Below are 17,050 nucleotides of genomic sequence, written 5' to 3'. Positions count from 1 at the left end.
GGTTAAATTTCGTTGAAACTAAAAAAGGTTCCTTTGGGAACCTTTGATTAATATATTGTTTGCAGCTTTAGGAAAGCAAGGTGCTTATCAATATGATGAGTGCTATGACCGTGACGCCTAAAGCTGATATCAGAATTTTGTATTGTTTCTTTATCATAGTGCGAATCTAATTCGAATTAGCATATAGTCTTAGCTCGTTTCGAATAGATGATGCCGCTTTACGACAGCCTACAAATTATTTTAGCTTACTTTTTACTGGACTTTTCTGCTGGAATATTTTCCAGCACTCTTTCGAGAGCCATTCCTCTGGAGCCCTTGATCAAAAAATAACAGTTATTAAAATTCGTTTCTTCCAGGTGATTTTTCAAGGCTTCCATCGACTTGAATTTAAAAGTAAAGCTGCTGGAGGTTTCAGTTAGATTAAAATTATCTCCAAGTAGGTATATTTCGGTTAGATTGCCGTTTTCGGCATCTGTAATAATCGTTTGATGCTCTACTGGGGCAGAACTTCCTAATTCGAACATATCTCCAAGAATGGCTATTTTCTGTTTGTCAGTTTTTAAGCTCGTAAAGTTTTGAAGCGCTGCCTGCATACTTGTTGGATTTGCATTGTAAGCATCCAGAATGATCGTATTGCTTCCTGCTTCGATCATCTCTGATCTATTATTATCTGGTGAATATGCGGCAATCGCTTTCTCGATCTCATCAAATGGGACTTTAAAGTAGAGTCCAATACATAAAGCAGCGGCCATATTCCGACCATTATAATTACCAGTAAGTTTGCTGATGAAGTCGGTTTGGTTGTAATGTACCCCCGCGTATTTCTCACCGTCCAGATATTTTACCTGAACTTCAGATTCAGGATTTTCACCAAATGCAAAAGTATGCTTGTAGTTTCTGTGCTTTTGTTGTACTTCGTCATCCAGGTTCAGAAAGATAAGTTTGGTCTCTTCCTGTAGATAATGATATAGTTCGGTCTTTGCTTTTACAACACCTTCAAGACTACCGAATCCTTCAAGGTGGGCTTTACCAAAGTTTGTAATATACCCATAATCTGGATTTGCGATGGTGCATAAAAAGGCGATCTCTAATGGATGGTTCGCACCCATTTCAACGATCCCGAATTCAGTTTGCTGATCCATGGATAGCAAGGTAAGCGGCACTCCGATATGATTGTTTAAATTACCGTGTGTAGCAATGGTTTTGAATTTTCTGGAAAGTACTGCGTTGATTAACTCTTTAGTTGTCGTTTTACCGTTACTTCCAGTAATTGCCAGAATTGGAATGCCTAAATAATTCCTATGGAACAGTGCTAGCTTTTGTAATGATTCGAGTACATTCTTTACTAATATGTACTGTTCACTGGACTCCGCTACCAATTTATCGTCAACAACCACATAACGTGCACCCGCAGCTAGTGCGTCTGCCGCAAATAGGTTTCCGTCGAAGTTTTCGCCTTTAAGTGCGAAGTACATGGAACCTTGTTTGATTTTTCTGGTATCTGTGTTTGCCCCACTGCATAAAAGGAAGCGTTGGTGTAGTCTGGCTGTATTCATAAAATAAATCTATAAAAAAAGCCCTAAACAAGTTAGGGCTTTAAGTTTATTTTATGTTCAGGAAGTCTAGTTACTTCTTGCCGTTTTATTGTCATTAAGAGACTTTGAGCCAACTCTGGACATAGCGTTTCTAAAGCCAATATAGTCGGTTGCCATATCCTGCGGGAAATATCTTCTTTGTGCCGGATCTAACCAGTAAGCACGATCTCTCCAGCTACCGCCTTTATATACTCTTACTTCGTCACTTACAAGCGTTGTTCTTTTCTCTGTATCATACCCTCTTTTTGACAGCGATCCATCAGAACTACTATCAGCGTAAGTGAAATTGTCATATTTAGGAGAGTTATACATTCTCTTATTAGGATCTTCATCATCTTGCTGAAATGCCTGGTAATATCTGCTAGAGCTCTTATCACCATCACGGAAGTTTCTCTGGTCACTATCTGTGAAGTTAGTTCTCATGTAAGTATCCTCTTCGGTAACTGCTACCTGAGCAATTTCACCTGGAAGATTTCTTGCTACCAGTTTCCCGTTACTTAGAGTGTCGTAAACAACATCATCTGTACCTACTACTTTTACTGATCCATCTTCATTGATAGCATGTTTGGTGTAAACGTTACCACGGTAGTAGTTAAAATCGTTGAATTCATCATCTACTATAGGTCTGTAAACATCAGCTACCCATTCAGAAACATTTCCAGCCATATCATAAAGGCCAAAATCATTAGGCTCGTAAGATTTTACTTCGGCAGTAATATCTGCTCCGTCATCACTCCATCCGGCAATTCCGCCATAGTCACCATCACCTTGCTTAAAGTTAGCCAGCTGATCTCCCATTTTCTTCACATCACCATTTCTGGTATACTGTCCATCCCATGGATATTTCTTACGTCCACGATAGGTGTTGTAGCTTCTTATACCTGTAAGACCCAGTGCTGCATATTCCCATTCTGCTTCGGTTGGAAGTCTATATTCAGGATATATCAAACCGCTTTCGCGACCTGGGTAAACCTTTTTGATGGGATTTCCTGCTTCATTAGTTTCAGAAAGTCTGTCCTGAGATTCGTCTCCACCCTGGCTAATTTCGGTATTACCTCCGTAAGCCTTGCTAGGTGAATGAATATAGGTGTCGGTATTGAAAGTTGTACCTGCAGCAACATCTGTATATCTCGCACCTTCCTTTATAAAACCTTCTTTTTCAAGATTGCTTTCATTTACACGGTCTGTTCTCCATTTACTGAATTCCACAGCCTGTATCCAGCTAACTCCTACTACCGGGTACTCAGCATATGCCGGGTGACGAAGGTAGTTGGTAACCATAGTCTCATTGTAACCTAAACGGTTTCTCCAAACAAGAGTATCAGGTAAAGCACCGGTGTAAATGTTTTTGTAATTCTCTTCACTTGGTGGAAAAACTTTTCTCAACCAATCAAGATATTCAAGATACATTTTATTGGTCACCTCGGTTTCATCCATGTAGAATGACTGCACATGTTGTTGGGTTGGAGTGTTATTCCAATCGTGCATAGGATCATCTGCAACGCGTCCCATTGTATAGGTTCCTCCTTCTACAAATACAAGACCTGGTGCAGCATCCTGCTCTTTATAATCTGTATTGTATTGAAAGCCACCTTCGTCAGAATTGATATCCCAACCGGTTGCTCTTGAGGTATTTTTGTAATTGTTCGATTTATTACAGCTCAGTAAGCTTACGCCACAAACCACAGCAATTACGGCTTTAAAAGCTACATTCAAATTCATAGTATTCCCTTCTTAAATGATAGAAAATTAGGCTTTGCAATATACTAATTAACGATAAAAGTACAAGATTATTTTGTTAATTCTAAAAGCTCCCTGAAAGCTATAACTGCCTGATATAGATATAGGTAACAATGATTTATAGAAGCTTAGTTACTAGACTGTTAGAATTTCATGATTATCTGGTTTTCAAAACGGAAAGGAAGATGAAAAATTGCAGTTGCACGTATTATTCATTCCCGTAATTTGAATTTATACTCATAAATTGCAATAAATGGTCGTATATTGAGTTATAACTGTTTAAGGTTTAGTTATCTCACAAAAGCTTCTGTTCGACCCCTGTCTAAGGCATTTTAGCTAAATGGTGCTTTCTTAACAGGAATATTACTATATATTTGTTTATCATTCATTCATAAGAAAAATGAAAAAAACTACAATCTTATTGATCGCGACTATTTTTCTTGTCGACTTTTCAATATTTGCACAGGAGGATAGTGGGGATCGTGTGATAACTACAGCTGTTCCCTTCTTGCTTGTGGCGGCAGATGCCAGAGCTGCAGGGATGGGAGACCAAGGAGTCGCTACTTCTCCAGATGTGTTCTCTCAACAATGGAATCCAGCAAAATATGCTTTTGCTACCAGTGAAAACGGAGTTTCTGTTTCTTATACTCCTTACCTCAGTGAGATAGTGAATGATATCTTTCTTGGTAGCTTGAACTATTTCCATAAGATCGATGATAGAAGTGCGGCCGCAGCCTCGCTAAGATATTTCAGCCTTGGTTCTATTGAAACCAGAGAGATCTTCGAGCAGATGCCAATACTTGTGAATCCTAACGAACTTACCTTTGACATTTCCTATTCCTTAAAGCTAAGTGATCACATTTCTATGGCTGTAGCCGGCCGGTACTTACGATCTGATCTTGGTTTACAGGATAACGAGGATCTTGGAGCGGCCTCTACCTTTGGAGTGGATGTAGCCGCATATTATCAGAGTGCCAATCTAACCTTTGGAGGTTTTGACGGGCAATGGAGATTAGGTGCAAACATTGCGAACATTGGACCTAAAATGAAGTATGATGATGCAGGTCAGGAAAACTTCATCCCAACCAATTTAAAGCTTGGAGGTGGTTTTGATTTTATTTTTGATGTGGATAATAAATTAGGGACCTATGTAGAATTTAATAAACTTCTGGTTCCAACTCCGCAGGATTTTAATGGTGATGGACAAATAACTGCTGAAGATGATCTTATTTATAATGAAACCAGTTCAATTGGTGGTATTTTCGAATCTTTCGGAGATGCTCCAGATGGTTTTTCAGAAGAATTGAAAGAGGTGACCGTTGCAGTAGGAGCAGAATACTGGTATCAGGAGAAATTTGCTTTGAGAGCAGGTTATTTTAACGAAAGTGATCAAAAAGGTTTTAGAAAATTCTTTGCACTTGGAGCTGGCTTTGCCTACGAATCTGTAGTGATCGATGCTTCATATTTATTCTCGACCTCTACAGTACCTAGTCCACTGGAAGGGACGCTTAGATTTGGTTTGAGCTATAATTTTGGCGATACTTTCAATAATTAAATAACACGTTTTAAATTATAACCAAATCGGGGATCCATTGGGTTTCCGATTTTGTTGTCTTTAATAATTACTAATGAAAAAATTAGATATCACTACCAGCCTCGAGGTATATGATTCTGTAGAGGAGCTTTCCGAAGAATTACAGGATCTTATGAAGCAGGCTGTTGAAGTAAGAGACCAGGCTTATGCACCATACTCGAAATTTAAAGTAGGGGCAGCGATCTTACTGGATAAAGGTGAGGTTGTCGTGGGAAGCAACCAGGAAAATGCATCCTATCCTTCCGGTCTTTGTGCTGAAAGAACCGCTGTTTATTATGCCGGGGCAAAGTTTCCTGGATCCAGAATCCTGAAGATCGCAATCACTGCACGTTCATTGAACCAGGAAATCACCAAACCGGTACCACCTTGCGGAGCTTGCAGGCAGGCATTGGTAGAGTACGAAGTAAAGCAAAAGGAAGCTATCGAGTTATATTTTATGGGTGAAACCGGAGAGGTGATGAAAGCAGCATCGGTTGCCGAGATTCTGCCTTTAGTTTTTGACAGTAATTGTCTATAAGGTTTTCGTAATTTTTTGCTTTAAAACTGTTTTCGTTTCTTGCTGAAAATAGTATTTTTGTTATCCGCTCGGCAAAACCAATCTGTCTGGCCTTTTAAATATAAATTTTAGATGAAGAAAATTACAAAAGCCACATACTTAAAGTGGTACGAGGATATGTTGTTCTGGCGTAAATTTGAAGACAAGCTTGCGCAGGTTTATATTCAACAGAAAGTTAGAGGATTTTTACATTTATATAATGGGCAGGAAGCAATTTTAGCTGGAGCATTGCATGCGATGGATCTTGAGAAAGATCGTATGATCACTGCTTACCGAAATCACGTTCAGCCAATAGGTATGGGTGTGGATCCAAAAAGGGTGATGGCAGAGCTTTACGGTAAGAAGACTGGAACATCTATGGGACTTGGTGGTTCTATGCACATTTTCGCAAAAGAACATAGATTTTACGGAGGTCACGGGATCGTTGGTGGTCAGATTCCACTAGGAGCCGGTTTGGCCTTTGCAGATAAATACCACAAAAGGGATAACGTAACCCTAACTTTCATGGGTGACGGTGCTGTTAGACAGGGTTCTCTTCATGAAACTCTGAATATGGCTGTAAACTGGAACCTTCCAGTTGTATTTTGTGTTGAAAATAACGGATACGCGATGGGAACATCTGTAGCTCGTACTTCGAAAGATACAGAGATCTGGAAGTTAGGTAATGGTTACGAAATGCCATGTGGTCCTGTAGACGCTATGGATCCAGTAAAGGTTGCTGAAGCTTTGGATGAGGCGATCACACGTGCTCGTAAAGGGGACGGTCCAACTTTCCTTGAGTTGAAAACTTACCGATACAGAGGTCACTCTATGAGTGATGCCCAGAAGTACAGAACTAAAGATGAGGTAGCCGATTATCAAAAACTAGATCCAATCACTAAGGTGAAGAAGATCATTCAGGATAAAAAATACGCTTCAGATAAAGAGATCAAGGAGATCGATAAGCGAGTAAAGGAAAGAGTGGCAGAATGTGAGAAATTTGCAGATGAGTCAGATTTCCCAGATAAGAACATCATGTACGATGTTGTTTACGAACAGGAAGATTATCCATTTCTAGCACATAAATTAGATTAAACTATGGCAGAAGTTATCAAAATGCCGCGTTTGAGCGATACCATGGAAGAGGGTACCGTTGCAAAGTGGTTAAAGAAAAAAGGAGATAAAGTAGAAGAGGGAGATATTCTTGCAGAGATCGAGACCGATAAGGCGACGATGGAGTTTGAATCTTTCTATGATGGTACTTTGCTTCATATAGGTGTTGAAGAAGGAGACGGCGCACCAGTTGACGAGCTTCTGGCAATTATTGGAGAAGAAGGAGAAGATATTTCAGACCTTATTGAAGGTGGTGGAAAATCTTCAGATTCTTCGGAAGATAAAGAAGATGCTAAAGATTCTTCAGATGATGATTCCGAAGAGAAGAAAGAAGATAAAAAGGATAAGGAAGAGAGTAAATCTGATTCAGATAAAGACTCTTCTGATGATTCTGATTCTTCAGGAGCTATTCCTGAAGGAGTTGAGGTGGTAAAAATGCCACGTCTTAGTGATACTATGGAAGAAGGAACTGTTGCGGCCTGGCTGAAGCAGGAAGGTGATAAAGTAGAAGAAGGCGATATTCTTGCTGAAATCGAAACAGATAAAGCAACGATGGAATTCGAATCTTTCTATGAAGGAACACTTCTAAAGATCGGTATCCAGGAAGGTGAATCTGCAAAAGTTGATAGCTTACTAGCTATTATTGGACCTGAAGGGACAGATGTTTCTGGCATTGATGGTTCTACAAATACTTCAGCCAAGAAGAAATCTTCAGATTCTTCCGTAGAAGAACAAAACGAGGAATCGAAAGATTCAGATAAGCAGGATAAAGAAGATGAGAAATCGAGTGATTCTTCTGCATCTAACGATGGAAAACGAATTTTTGCTTCTCCTCTGGCTAAGAAAATGGCCGAAGATAAAGGAATCGATCTTGCAGATGTAGATGGTTCCGGAGAGAATGGAAGAATCGTTAAAAAAGATATCGAAAACTTTAAAGGAGCTGAAAAGAAGGAAGCTGCTACAAAAGCAAAATCAGATTCTTCAAAAGAAAAAGAAACTACTGCTTCAGTACAGCCATATACTCCAGCAGGTGAAGAAAGCTATGAGGAGCGTAAAAACTCTCCAATGCGTAAAACGATCGCCAAAAGACTTGGAGAGTCTAAATTTACAGCACCACATTACTATCTTACGATAGAAGTAGATATGGCGAACGCGATGGCTTCACGCAAGCATATCAACGAGATGCCTGATGTTAAGGTTTCTTTCAATGATATGGTGATCAAAGCTTCAGCAATGGCCTTAAGAAAGCATCCGCAGGTGAACAGCCAGTGGACAGGTGACACGATGAAACTTGCCAATCATATCCACATGGGAGTTGCAGTTGCAGTCGATGAAGGATTGGTAGTTCCAGTACTTAAGTTTGCTGATCAAATGTCTCTTACTCAAATTGGAGGTAATGTTAAAGACCTTGCCGGGAAAGCTAGAAATAAAAAGATACAACCAGCCGAAATGGAAGGAAGTACTTTTACTGTTTCTAATCTTGGAATGTTTGGGATTGTAGAATTTACAAGTATTATCAATCAGCCAAACTCAGCAATTCTTTCTGTTGGAACGATTGTAGAGAAGCCTGTAGTTAGAAATGGGGAGATCGTAGTTGGAAACACCATGAAACTTACCCTTGCTTGTGACCACCGTACAGTAGATGGAGCAACAGGAGCACAGTTCCTGCAAACTCTAAAAACATATATGGAAAACCCAGTGACGATGCTGGCATAAGTTTAGCCGTCATAACTATATTTGAATCCCGCATAATTGCGGGATTTTTTTATCTTTAACTTTATGAGAAATACAACATATAAAGTAAGAATAGCTGGTTTGACAATGGTAGTTGCAGGATTATTGTCCTGTAATGCGCAAACTACTGAGAATGTTATAGACAGTAAAGAGGTTGCAGAGCATCTGGAATACTTAAGTTCAGATGATCTATTGGGCAGAAAGACCGGTACAGCCGGAATTGAAGAGGCCGCCAGCTTTATAGAAAAAGAATTTAAAAGCGCCGGAATTAAGCCATACTTTGAAACTTACCGGGATAGTTTTCAGGTTAAAAATATCGATGGATTTAATATTGTAGGATACCTTGAGGGAAGTGACGATAAGCTCAAAAATGAGTTTATCGTGATAGGAGCTCATTACGACCATATTGGTGAAGGAAAACCGGTAGATGGCGATGCTATAGCCAATGGTGCTAATGATAATGCCGCTGGAACTGTTGCAGTCCTCGCGCTGGCAAAAGAGTTCGCCAAGCTGAAAAATAATAAGAGAAGCATCCTGTTTACTTTATTTTCTGCGGAAGAGATGGGGTTGGTAGGATCAAAACATCTTGCCAATAGATTAAAATCTGAAGAGCTTGATCTGTATGTTATGTTCAATATTGAAATGATTGGAGTTCCCATGAAAGCCAAAGATTACAAGGCGTATCTCACAGGATTTGAAAAATCTAACCTGGCTGAAAAATTCAATGAATATTCTAATGGTGAGAAGGTGCTTGGATTTTTGCCGCAAGCGCAGCAAATGAGCTTATTCAAGCGAAGCGACAACTACCCATTCTATGAAACCTTTGGTGTGCCGTCACAAACTGTTTCTACTTTCGATTTTTCAAATTATAATTACTACCATCACGTAGATGATGAAGCCGAAAAACTTGATCCGGAATTCATGTCTGAGCTTATCAGTGCATTGGTCCCAGGACTTACCAAAATGGCAAATTCTGAAGAGAAAGAAATTAAAATGACGGGTGATGAGTAAAATTGTAATTACCGGAACCAGTCGTGGAATTGGATTTGAAATGGTAAAAATCTTTGCAGAACAGGGTCACGAAGTACTGGCACTTTCCAGAAATAATGAACCAGTCAAAAAACTAAGCCTTGACCAAGTGAATGCTCTCGCATTCGATATTACCAATGTTTCTGAGATTGAAAGTGTTGGTAAATGGATCGCTGATAGATGGGACTCTAAAGTTGATATTCTAATAAATAATGCAGGAACTCTTTTAAATAAACCTTTTGCTGAATCTACCATGGAGGATTTTTCAGAAGTATATAAAGTGAATGTGATAGGAGTCGCTGAGCTTACCCGCCAGTTATTACCATTTATGAACACGGGAGGACATGTTGTTAATGTTAGTAGTATGGGTGGAATACAGGGAAGTATGAAGTTTCCGGGACTTGCTGCTTATAGTTCAAGTAAGGGAGCGCTTATTACACTTACTGAGCTACTTGCTGAAGAATACAAAGAGAATGGTCCAGCCTTCAATGTCCTTGCCTTGGGTGCTGTTCAAACTGAGATGCTTGAAGAAGCTTTTCCTGGTTACGAGGCACCGGTTTCTGCGGAAAAAATGGCGAGTTATATTGCCAATTTTAGTCAGAACGGTCAGCAGTTCTACAATGGCAAGATTATGCAGGTTTCTAATAGTACTCCATAATTTATGAGAGAAATTCTTTCAAAATATCTTCCGGCTACTGCTGTGGAACCTATTTCTGAAATGATCAGGTTTCATTCGGTTCATTTGAAGATCGTAAACGAAAGAGTAACCAGGCATGGTGATTACCGGAGAATGCCAGATGGGTCTCAGCAAATTACCATCAATTCCAATTTGAATAAATATAGATTTCTTATTACCACAGTACACGAGATCGCACATCTGGTAGCTTTCGAAAAATATGGAAGAAGTATCAAGCCACATGGGCAGGAATGGAAACATTGTTTTCGAAGTTTAATGCTACCTTTCATCAGGCCCGAGGTTTTTCCAGGTTCTTTATTGCCGGTGATAGCGAATCACTTCAGAAACCCTAAAGCTTCAAGTGATACAGATGCGCATCTTTCAGTAGCATTGAAAAGCTATGATGCCGAAAATGATAAGAACTATGTTTTTGAGATCCCTTCCGGAAGCATATTCAGAATTCATAATGGCAAAACCTTCAAGAAAGGGCCTAGAAAAGTAAAAAGATTTGAATGTCTGGAAATTGATACCGGACGTATATATTTGTTTCAGCCTAATGCTGAAGTAGAACTGCTAAAAGTTTAAATATGACTGGAACCAAGAAAGACAATTATTATGCTATCCTTATGGCCGGTGGAGTCGGTTCCAGGTTCTGGCCTGCCAGCAAGAAATCTTCTCCCAAGCAATTTCTGGACATCCTTGCTGTTGGTGAAACTCTATTTCAAACCACTTTTAAAAGACTGTCGAGATTAATTCCGCAGGAAAACATCTACGTGCTTACGAATGAAGATTATGTAGATGTGATTAAGGAACAGATTAGTTCGATCCAAGATGATCAAATTGTTGGAGAACCGGCCATGAGAAATACTGCACCCAGCATTTTACTGGGGTCCATGAAGATCTACGATAAAAATCCAGATGCCAGTATTGTGGTTGCTCCATGTGACCATTGGATTAAGGAAGAGGAGGATTTTATTACAGCTTTGGAAAAGGCCTTTTTAGAGGTGGAAAATAATGATAAGCTTATCACTCTCGGGATTCAGCCTAATAGCCCCAATACTGGTTATGGCTATATAGAGTATGATAAAGATGAAACGGCTGAGGTAAAGCCGGTTATCAAATTTACTGAAAAGCCGGGCGAGAACAAAGCTCAGGAATTTCTGGATGCAGGGAATTATGCCTGGAACGCGGGTATTTTTATCTGGCGGGCGGAGACGATCATTGCAAATTTCAAGACTCATTTGCGTGAAATGTATGACCTGTTCGCGAAGGCCGAAAAACTCTTGAATACTACGGAAGAAAAAAAATTTATAAAGGAGAACTATCATCTGGCAGCTAATATTTCTATTGATTACGGTATCATGGAAAAGTCGGATAAAGTATATATGATCCCTGCCAGTTTTGACTGGAATGACCTGGGAACCTGGTCATCTGTTCAGTCTGAGCTTCCAGCAGATAAAGACGGGAATACCTTAATGAAGGCCCGAGTGCTTTCAAAGGATTCAAGTAATAACATCATCTCTACCTCTGGAAATAAATTGGTAGTGATACAGGGACTTGATGACTATATAATCGTAGAAGATAAGGACGTACTCATGATCGTTCCCAAATCCAACGAACAGGGGATTAAAGAATGGCGTAAAACGGTGATGGACAAATTTGGTGAAGAATTAGGTTAAGATGGAAGAAAAACAAGCTCTTAAGGAAGAGCCGAAAGAGAAGGTTTCAGAAAACCTTAGTAAGGATGCGAAGCAAATAAGCAGCCAGGCAAGAAATTTCCTGAGCCGATTGCTGGATATACGTCCGGATACCGATAGAGAATCTACGGTAGAGGCTGTGCAGAAGGATATATCCTTTAAAGGACACAACGCCTGGATTCTTATTTTCTCCATTTTCGTAGCTTCTATTGGTTTAAACGTAAGTAGCACTGCTGTAGTTATCGGTGCCATGCTTATCTCTCCATTAATGGGTCCTATTGTAGGAATTGGAATGGCGGTAGCCATAAACGATGTGGATACACTCAGACGTTCATTTGTCAACCTGGGAATAATGGTTGGGCTTAGTGTTTTAACTGCCACTGTTTACTTCTTTATCTCACCTGTTAAGAACGAAACACCGGAGCTTGTAGCCAGAACATATCCAACCATACTGGATGTGCTGGTAGCGATTTTTGGTGGTTTAGCGTTAATAGTGGCGAAGACGAAAAGAGGAACCATTGCCAGTGTGATACTTGGAGTTGCGATTGCAACAGCTTTGATGCCTCCATTATGTACGGTGGGATACGGTATAGCCAATGCTAAATGGGAATATGCTCTTGGAGCATTATATTTATTTTCAATTAATGCCGTATTTATAGCGCTATCTACATTTGTGGTTGCCAAATTACTTGGTTTTCCATTAGTACGTTATGCCAATAGCAAGCGACGGAAGAGAATCGCGCAGATTGCATCTACTATAGCTATTATCGTAATGATCCCGAGTGTTGTTTTGTTTGTCAAGCTTTTAAGAGAGCAGGTTTATCATAGTAAGGCTGAAGAGTTCATCACAAATAACCTAAGATATAACGGAGCTGAAATCATCAAAAATACCAGTGATTTTAAGGATAAGGAAGTTGATATCTATTTTATTGGGAGCCCTGTTCCGAATGCCACGATCGAAACCTGGAAGAGCCAGATGAAAGAGATTGAAGCACTGGCAGATGCTGAACTGATAGTCCACCAGGGAGCAGATCAATCACAGGATATGGATATGCTGTCGAGTCAGTTGAGAAGCGGTATTCTTGAAGATCTTTATGTTAAGAATCAGGAAGTGATGGCGAACAAGGATAAAAGAATAGAGCTTCTCGAAAAAGAGTTGTCTAAATATCGCGGAGAAAAATTCAGTTTTACTGAATTGAGTAAGGAAGCCAAGATTAATTACGAGGATATTAAAGAAATAGGATATTCTAATCTTATGACGACGAACTTCCAGAAGACTGATACGATACCAACTTTTACTGTAACCTGGGATAGAGATTTGCGTGGGGACAAGCTAAAAGTTCAGCAAGATAAATTTGGTCAGTGGATGAAGGTGCGATTAAAGCTGGATACAGTAGCGATCAAGAATGTTCGTTAGTCAAGAGTTATTGCTAATCTTCTTTATTCAATTTCCTAAGCTTAAAACTAAGATACTGGCACCTAATAGGTAATCTACGCATGTGTAAATGAGTTCAATTAGAAATATACTGACTTTTGTTTTTCTGAAGATCTGCTTGATTTTAAACTCAAGTCTCAGATGAAAGAGTAATACAAATCTGGACTACGAAAATTACAACCGAAGCACTTTTACGAAGTAACCGGAAGGGTTATAGAAAATAGGCGAAGCTACCGTATTCCCCAAACCAATATTCTATTCTATGAATCCTTTCTGGAGAAGGAAAAACCATTAAAGGGCCAGGAAGAAAATCTAAAAGTGCATTTAAATAAGGCTGAACAGTTTATTGTTTTAGTGCATAAAGAGGATAGTACGATAAGTTTCTTCGGATATGTTGATCCAAGATTTAGAAAAGAAAAGGCAAAAGAAAAAGCACGTCATACTTTTAAATGAAAAATGCTTCAAGGAAAGAGTATAGTTCACGACGTCAAGAAGGATCGAGACATCGCAATATAGGGTAAGCTGAAAATGTTACTAAAATTTTAGGAATACAATTAGCCTTATAATCAAGCTTTCTTACTCCTGCAACTGGTGACAGCCCCACTTTGCGATAAGGCTAAGAAGTTCTATTACCATGTTTTAGTTTTCTAGTGTCCTTTTAGCTGAGCTTCCCGAACTTTCTTGAATAAATTGGAAGAGTAAACGAAATCTGTTACAGTTTTATCCTGAGTATGGAAGATGTCTTCTTTAGTACCTTTCCAGGCTAGTAGTCCGTCTTTTAAAAATGCGATTCTTTCTCCAATCTCTAATACAGAATTCATGTCGTGGGTAATTACAACAGTAGTAATTTCATTTTCATGAGTCAGCTGTTGTATAAGGTTGTCAATAACGGTGGCCGTTTGTGGATCCAGACCTGAGTTTGGCTCATCACAGAAAAGATATTTAGGTTTATTTACAATTGCTCTGGCAATCGCGACCCTTTTCTGCATTCCTCCACTAATCTCTGAAGGCATTTTAGTATCGTTACCTTCAAGATTAACTCTTTCCAATACCTCGTGCACGCGATCACGCATTTCACCTCTCTTCTGATTAGTGAACATTCGCAATGGGAACATCACATTCTCTTCAACGGTCATGGAATCGAAAAGCGCTCCACCCTGAAACAGCATTCCAATTTCGGTTCTTAATTCCCTCTGCTCTTCATCTGAAAAGTTGGAGTAAGGTTTACCGTCATATTCTATCGCACCCTGATCTGGTTTGAACAATCCAAGCATACATTTCAGAAAAACACTTTTCCCAGAACCAGATTGACCAATGATAAGATTTGTTTTACCACGCTCAAATTGATAGTCGATACCTTTCAGAACTTCTTGACCATTAAAACCTTTATGTAAATCCTTTACCTGTATCATCTGCTAGCTTAATAAAAGTTGTGTTATAACGTAGTTGGTAATGATCAATACCACACTTGTCCATACGAATGAGGTGGTAGAAGCTTCTCCAACTTCAAGAGCTCCACCTTTCATAAAATATCCGTGATAAGATGGGATCGTAGCGAGAATAAAGGCAAATAAAATTGTTTTAATAAAGGCGTAAACAAGGTGAAATCCTATGAAATCATCCTGCAACCCAGTAAGAAATTGATCGCTGGTCACAAAACCACCAAAAACTGCAGCTGTATAAGCCCCCGCAATTCCCAGGAACATAGATATGGCGATCACGAATGGATACGTAAGCATCGCCATGATCTTAGGGAAAATAAGGTAGTTCTTGGAATTAATACCCATAACCTCAAGAGCATCGATCTGCTCCGTAACCCTCATGGAACCAATACTGGAAGTGATAAAAGATCCAACCTTACCCGCCATGATAATGGAGATAAATGTGGGAGCAAATTCCAGAATGATCGACTGTCTTGCAGCGAAGGCAACCAGTGATTTTGGAATTAACGGATTGTTGAGGTTCAAAGCTGTTTGAATCGCGACAACCGCACCTATGAAGAAAGATAGGAATGCTACAATTCCCATAGAGCCCATAATAAGCTCATTGATCTCCTTAAATATTAGATTTCTTAGAACCGAGCCTTTGGTCATTCTGCCAAAAACTCCCTTAAGCATTATAAAGTATTCCCCAATGGAGTACAGGTACGTCATCAATTCAATTTTGTCCAGCTAAAATACTAAAATTTCGTTCTAAAGTATTTAACGCTTAATTAAACTTTAGCGTTTCAAGTTTAGTAATTTTGGGAATTCAAACTAATTTTTTACAGAATGAAACGAAGCTTGATCATACTACTGATGCTAATAAGTTTTAAACCAGTTAGCTCTCAGATCACAAAAGAAAAACCGAAATTGGTAGTTGGTATCGTTGTAGACCAGATGCGTTATGATTACCTAACCCGATTCTGGGATCAATTTGGAGAAAATGGATTTAAGAGAATGGTCAATAATGGCTATAACTTTAAAAATCATCATTTTAATTATGTTCCTACATATACCGGCCCCGGGCATGCTTCAGTATTCACCGGGACAACTCCAGCAAATCACGGTATCATAGGAAATAACTGGTATAACAAGTTCGAGGATTCCTTTGTCTATTGTGCCGGTGATGATAATGTGAATCCTGTAGGAACTGCAGACCGTGCCGGAAAAATGTCGCCTCATCGCATGAAATCTACCACTTTTGGTGATGAGAACAGGCTGCAAACTCAGGGAAAGGGTAAAACCATAGGGGTAGCCTTGAAGGATCGTGGAGCAATACTCCCAGCTGGTCACGCAGCTAATGCCGCTTACTGGTTTCATGGTAAAGACGAAGCAAAATGGATTACCAGCTCTTACTATATGGAGCAATTACCTCAATGGGTGCAGGATTTCAACGAATCGGGTATATCGAAATCTTACTTAAAGGAGTGGGCCCCGTTGAAGGATATTACAACTTACCAGCAAAGTGGTGTGGATCGCAATGAATTTGAGTTTGGTTTCGACGGAAAAGAAACTGCAGATTTCCCTTATGACTTGAAAGCACTGGCTAAAGAAAATGGTGAATATGATCTTATAAAAGCTACGCCTTTCGGAAATGATCTTACTGCAGAATTTGCTAAAGCTGCGATCAAGGGTGAAGACCTTGGAAAGGATAATGTCACAGATGTGCTTACCCTTAGTTTTTCCAGTACCGATTATGTAGGTCATAACTTTGGAGTGAACAGTAAGGAAATTCAGGATACCTACTTGAGATTGGACCAAAATATTGCCGAGGTTCTACAATATCTGGATGCTGAGGTTGGTGCTGGCGAGTATTTGGTTTTCCTGACTGCAGACCACGGTGGAGTAGATGTGCCTGCTTACTTAAAGTCTAAAAAAGTACCTGCTGGTTATTATGACGAATTGACTATGAAGGAAAAACTGAATAAATTTTCTTCTGAAACGTTCAAAAATGATAGTCTTATAAAAAATATAAGCAACAGCCAGATCTTCCTGAATTACGATGAATTGTTAGCTGAAGATATTAGTTTGGAAGAAGTGACTTCAAAGATGTCTCATTTTTTACTGAAACAGGAGAAAATATCAAGAGTATTCACGAGGAATGAACTTCAGATCGGTGCGTTTTCAAACCAGATAGGAGAACTTATCCAGAATGGATATAATCAGAAACGTAGTGGAGACCTGGTATTTGTGATAGATCCTGGTTACATTGTATACCCTGATAAGGGGACGACTCATGGAAGTGGATTTGCATATGATACACATGCTCCTCTTCTTTTCTTCGGAAAAGGAATTAAGAAAGGTGAAACTTACGAGAAAACGTACATTAGAGATATTGCACCCACTATTTCAGCGATGCTGGGAATTGCTTTTCCAAATGCTAGTACCGGAAAACCTTTAAAAGAAGTACTGGACAGGTAA

At 39.4% G+C, this 17,050-nt stretch carries 14 protein-coding genes; 10 read left to right on the top strand and 4 right to left on the bottom strand.

All coding sequences use genetic code 11. The annotated features are described in order from the left end of the window. Window positions 1–245: 245 nt before the first annotated feature. Window positions 246–1,556: a UDP-N-acetylmuramoyl-tripeptide--D-alanyl-D-alanine ligase gene (locus ACNKXS_RS10715; protein WP_417920823.1), complete on the bottom strand. Its 1,311-nt coding sequence runs from the start codon at window positions 1,554–1,556 to the stop codon at window positions 246–248. A 66-nt stretch (window positions 1,557–1,622) separates the two neighbouring features. Next, window positions 1,623–3,317, bottom strand: coding sequence for a gliding motility lipoprotein GldJ (gldJ, locus tag ACNKXS_RS10710; protein WP_417920822.1), 1,695 nt, complete (start codon window positions 3,315–3,317; stop codon window positions 1,623–1,625). 418 nt (window positions 3,318–3,735) lie between these two features. On the opposite strand from gldJ, the gene porV reads away from it, so the two are divergent. From porV to ACNKXS_RS10665, 9 genes are all read left to right on the top strand, one after another. Further along, a complete protein-coding gene (gene porV, locus ACNKXS_RS10705) occupies window positions 3,736–4,890 on the top strand; it encodes a type IX secretion system outer membrane channel protein PorV (protein WP_417920821.1) in 1,155 nt (384 codons plus the stop codon). 73 nt (window positions 4,891–4,963) lie between these two features. Then, the gene (cdd, locus tag ACNKXS_RS10700; protein WP_417920820.1) at window positions 4,964–5,446 is read left to right on the top strand and encodes a cytidine deaminase; all 483 of its coding nucleotides are present in this window, start codon (window positions 4,964–4,966) and stop codon (window positions 5,444–5,446) included. Between the two features lie 111 nt (window positions 5,447–5,557). Then, window positions 5,558–6,559 (top strand): pyruvate dehydrogenase (acetyl-transferring) E1 component subunit alpha, encoded by a 1,002-nt coding sequence (gene pdhA, locus ACNKXS_RS10695; protein WP_295178191.1) that lies wholly within the window; start codon window positions 5,558–5,560, stop codon window positions 6,557–6,559. 3 nt (window positions 6,560–6,562) lie between these two features. After that, on the top strand, window positions 6,563–8,293 hold the full coding sequence (locus ACNKXS_RS10690) for a pyruvate dehydrogenase complex dihydrolipoamide acetyltransferase (RefSeq protein ID WP_417920819.1): 1,731 nt from the start codon (window positions 6,563–6,565) through the stop codon (window positions 8,291–8,293). Window positions 8,294–8,356: 63 nt separating this feature from the next. Further along, window positions 8,357–9,322, top strand: a complete 966-nt coding sequence (locus tag ACNKXS_RS10685; RefSeq protein WP_417920818.1) for a M28 family metallopeptidase — start codon at window positions 8,357–8,359, stop codon at window positions 9,320–9,322. Next, on the top strand, window positions 9,315–9,998 hold the full coding sequence (locus tag ACNKXS_RS10680) for an SDR family NAD(P)-dependent oxidoreductase (protein ID WP_417920817.1): 684 nt from the start codon (window positions 9,315–9,317) through the stop codon (window positions 9,996–9,998). The genes ACNKXS_RS10685 and ACNKXS_RS10680 overlap by 8 nt, the downstream gene beginning before the upstream one ends. Window positions 9,999–10,001: 3 nt before the next feature. Then, window positions 10,002–10,601, top strand: coding sequence for a SprT-like domain-containing protein (locus ACNKXS_RS10675; RefSeq protein ID WP_417920816.1), 600 nt, complete (start codon window positions 10,002–10,004; stop codon window positions 10,599–10,601). Window positions 10,602–10,603: 2 nt separating this feature from the next. Beyond that, complete coding sequence (locus tag ACNKXS_RS10670) at window positions 10,604–11,695, top strand: mannose-1-phosphate guanylyltransferase (protein ID WP_417920815.1); 1,092 nt, start codon at window positions 10,604–10,606, stop codon at window positions 11,693–11,695. Between the two features lies 1 nt (window position 11,696). Next, window positions 11,697–13,130: a DUF389 domain-containing protein gene (locus ACNKXS_RS10665; protein ID WP_417920814.1), complete on the top strand. Its 1,434-nt coding sequence runs from the start codon at window positions 11,697–11,699 to the stop codon at window positions 13,128–13,130. A gap of 665 nt (window positions 13,131–13,795) precedes the next feature. On the opposite strand, the gene ACNKXS_RS10660 is transcribed toward ACNKXS_RS10665, so the two are convergent. After that, a complete protein-coding gene (locus ACNKXS_RS10660) occupies window positions 13,796–14,560 on the bottom strand; it encodes an ABC transporter ATP-binding protein (RefSeq protein ID WP_417920813.1) in 765 nt (254 codons plus the stop codon). A 3-nt stretch (window positions 14,561–14,563) separates the two neighbouring features. Then, window positions 14,564–15,301 carry an MlaE family ABC transporter permease gene (locus ACNKXS_RS10655; RefSeq protein ID WP_417920812.1) on the bottom strand — a complete coding sequence of 246 codons (738 nt, stop codon included), beginning with the start codon at window positions 15,299–15,301 and terminating at the stop codon, window positions 14,564–14,566. Between the two features lie 117 nt (window positions 15,302–15,418). Here ACNKXS_RS10655 and pafA point away from each other — a divergent pair, with 117 nt between their 5' ends. Next, window positions 15,419–17,050, top strand: coding sequence for an alkaline phosphatase PafA (pafA, locus tag ACNKXS_RS10650; RefSeq protein WP_417920811.1), 1,632 nt, complete (start codon window positions 15,419–15,421; stop codon window positions 17,048–17,050).

This window comes from Christiangramia marina, from assembly GCF_048285865.1.
Lineage (GTDB): Bacteria > Bacteroidota > Bacteroidia > Flavobacteriales > Flavobacteriaceae > Christiangramia > Christiangramia marina.
The sequence above is the reverse complement of the archived record's forward strand: the minus strand, read 5'-3'. Positions and strand labels throughout refer to the sequence as shown.

Coding starts and splice junctions, on each gene's coding strand:
- ACNKXS_RS10715 (WP_417920823.1), bottom strand. CDS start 1,556: ATGAATACAGCCAGACTACACCAACGCTTCCTTTTATGCAGTGGGGCA.
- gldJ (WP_417920822.1), bottom strand. CDS start 3,317: ATGAATTTGAATGTAGCTTTTAAAGCCGTAATTGCTGTGGTTTGTGGC.
- porV (WP_417920821.1), top strand. CDS start 3,736: ATGAAAAAAACTACAATCTTATTGATCGCGACTATTTTTCTTGTCGAC.
- cdd (WP_417920820.1), top strand. CDS start 4,964: ATGAAAAAATTAGATATCACTACCAGCCTCGAGGTATATGATTCTGTA.
- pdhA (WP_295178191.1), top strand. CDS start 5,558: ATGAAGAAAATTACAAAAGCCACATACTTAAAGTGGTACGAGGATATG.
- ACNKXS_RS10690 (WP_417920819.1), top strand. CDS start 6,563: ATGGCAGAAGTTATCAAAATGCCGCGTTTGAGCGATACCATGGAAGAG.
- ACNKXS_RS10685 (WP_417920818.1), top strand. CDS start 8,357: ATGAGAAATACAACATATAAAGTAAGAATAGCTGGTTTGACAATGGTA.
- ACNKXS_RS10680 (WP_417920817.1), top strand. CDS start 9,315: ATGAGTAAAATTGTAATTACCGGAACCAGTCGTGGAATTGGATTTGAA.
- ACNKXS_RS10675 (WP_417920816.1), top strand. CDS start 10,002: ATGAGAGAAATTCTTTCAAAATATCTTCCGGCTACTGCTGTGGAACCT.
- ACNKXS_RS10670 (WP_417920815.1), top strand. CDS start 10,604: ATGACTGGAACCAAGAAAGACAATTATTATGCTATCCTTATGGCCGGT.
- ACNKXS_RS10665 (WP_417920814.1), top strand. CDS start 11,697: ATGGAAGAAAAACAAGCTCTTAAGGAAGAGCCGAAAGAGAAGGTTTCA.
- ACNKXS_RS10660 (WP_417920813.1), bottom strand. CDS start 14,560: ATGATACAGGTAAAGGATTTACATAAAGGTTTTAATGGTCAAGAAGTT.
- ACNKXS_RS10655 (WP_417920812.1), bottom strand. CDS start 15,301: ATGACGTACCTGTACTCCATTGGGGAATACTTTATAATGCTTAAGGGA.
- pafA (WP_417920811.1), top strand. CDS start 15,419: ATGAAACGAAGCTTGATCATACTACTGATGCTAATAAGTTTTAAACCA.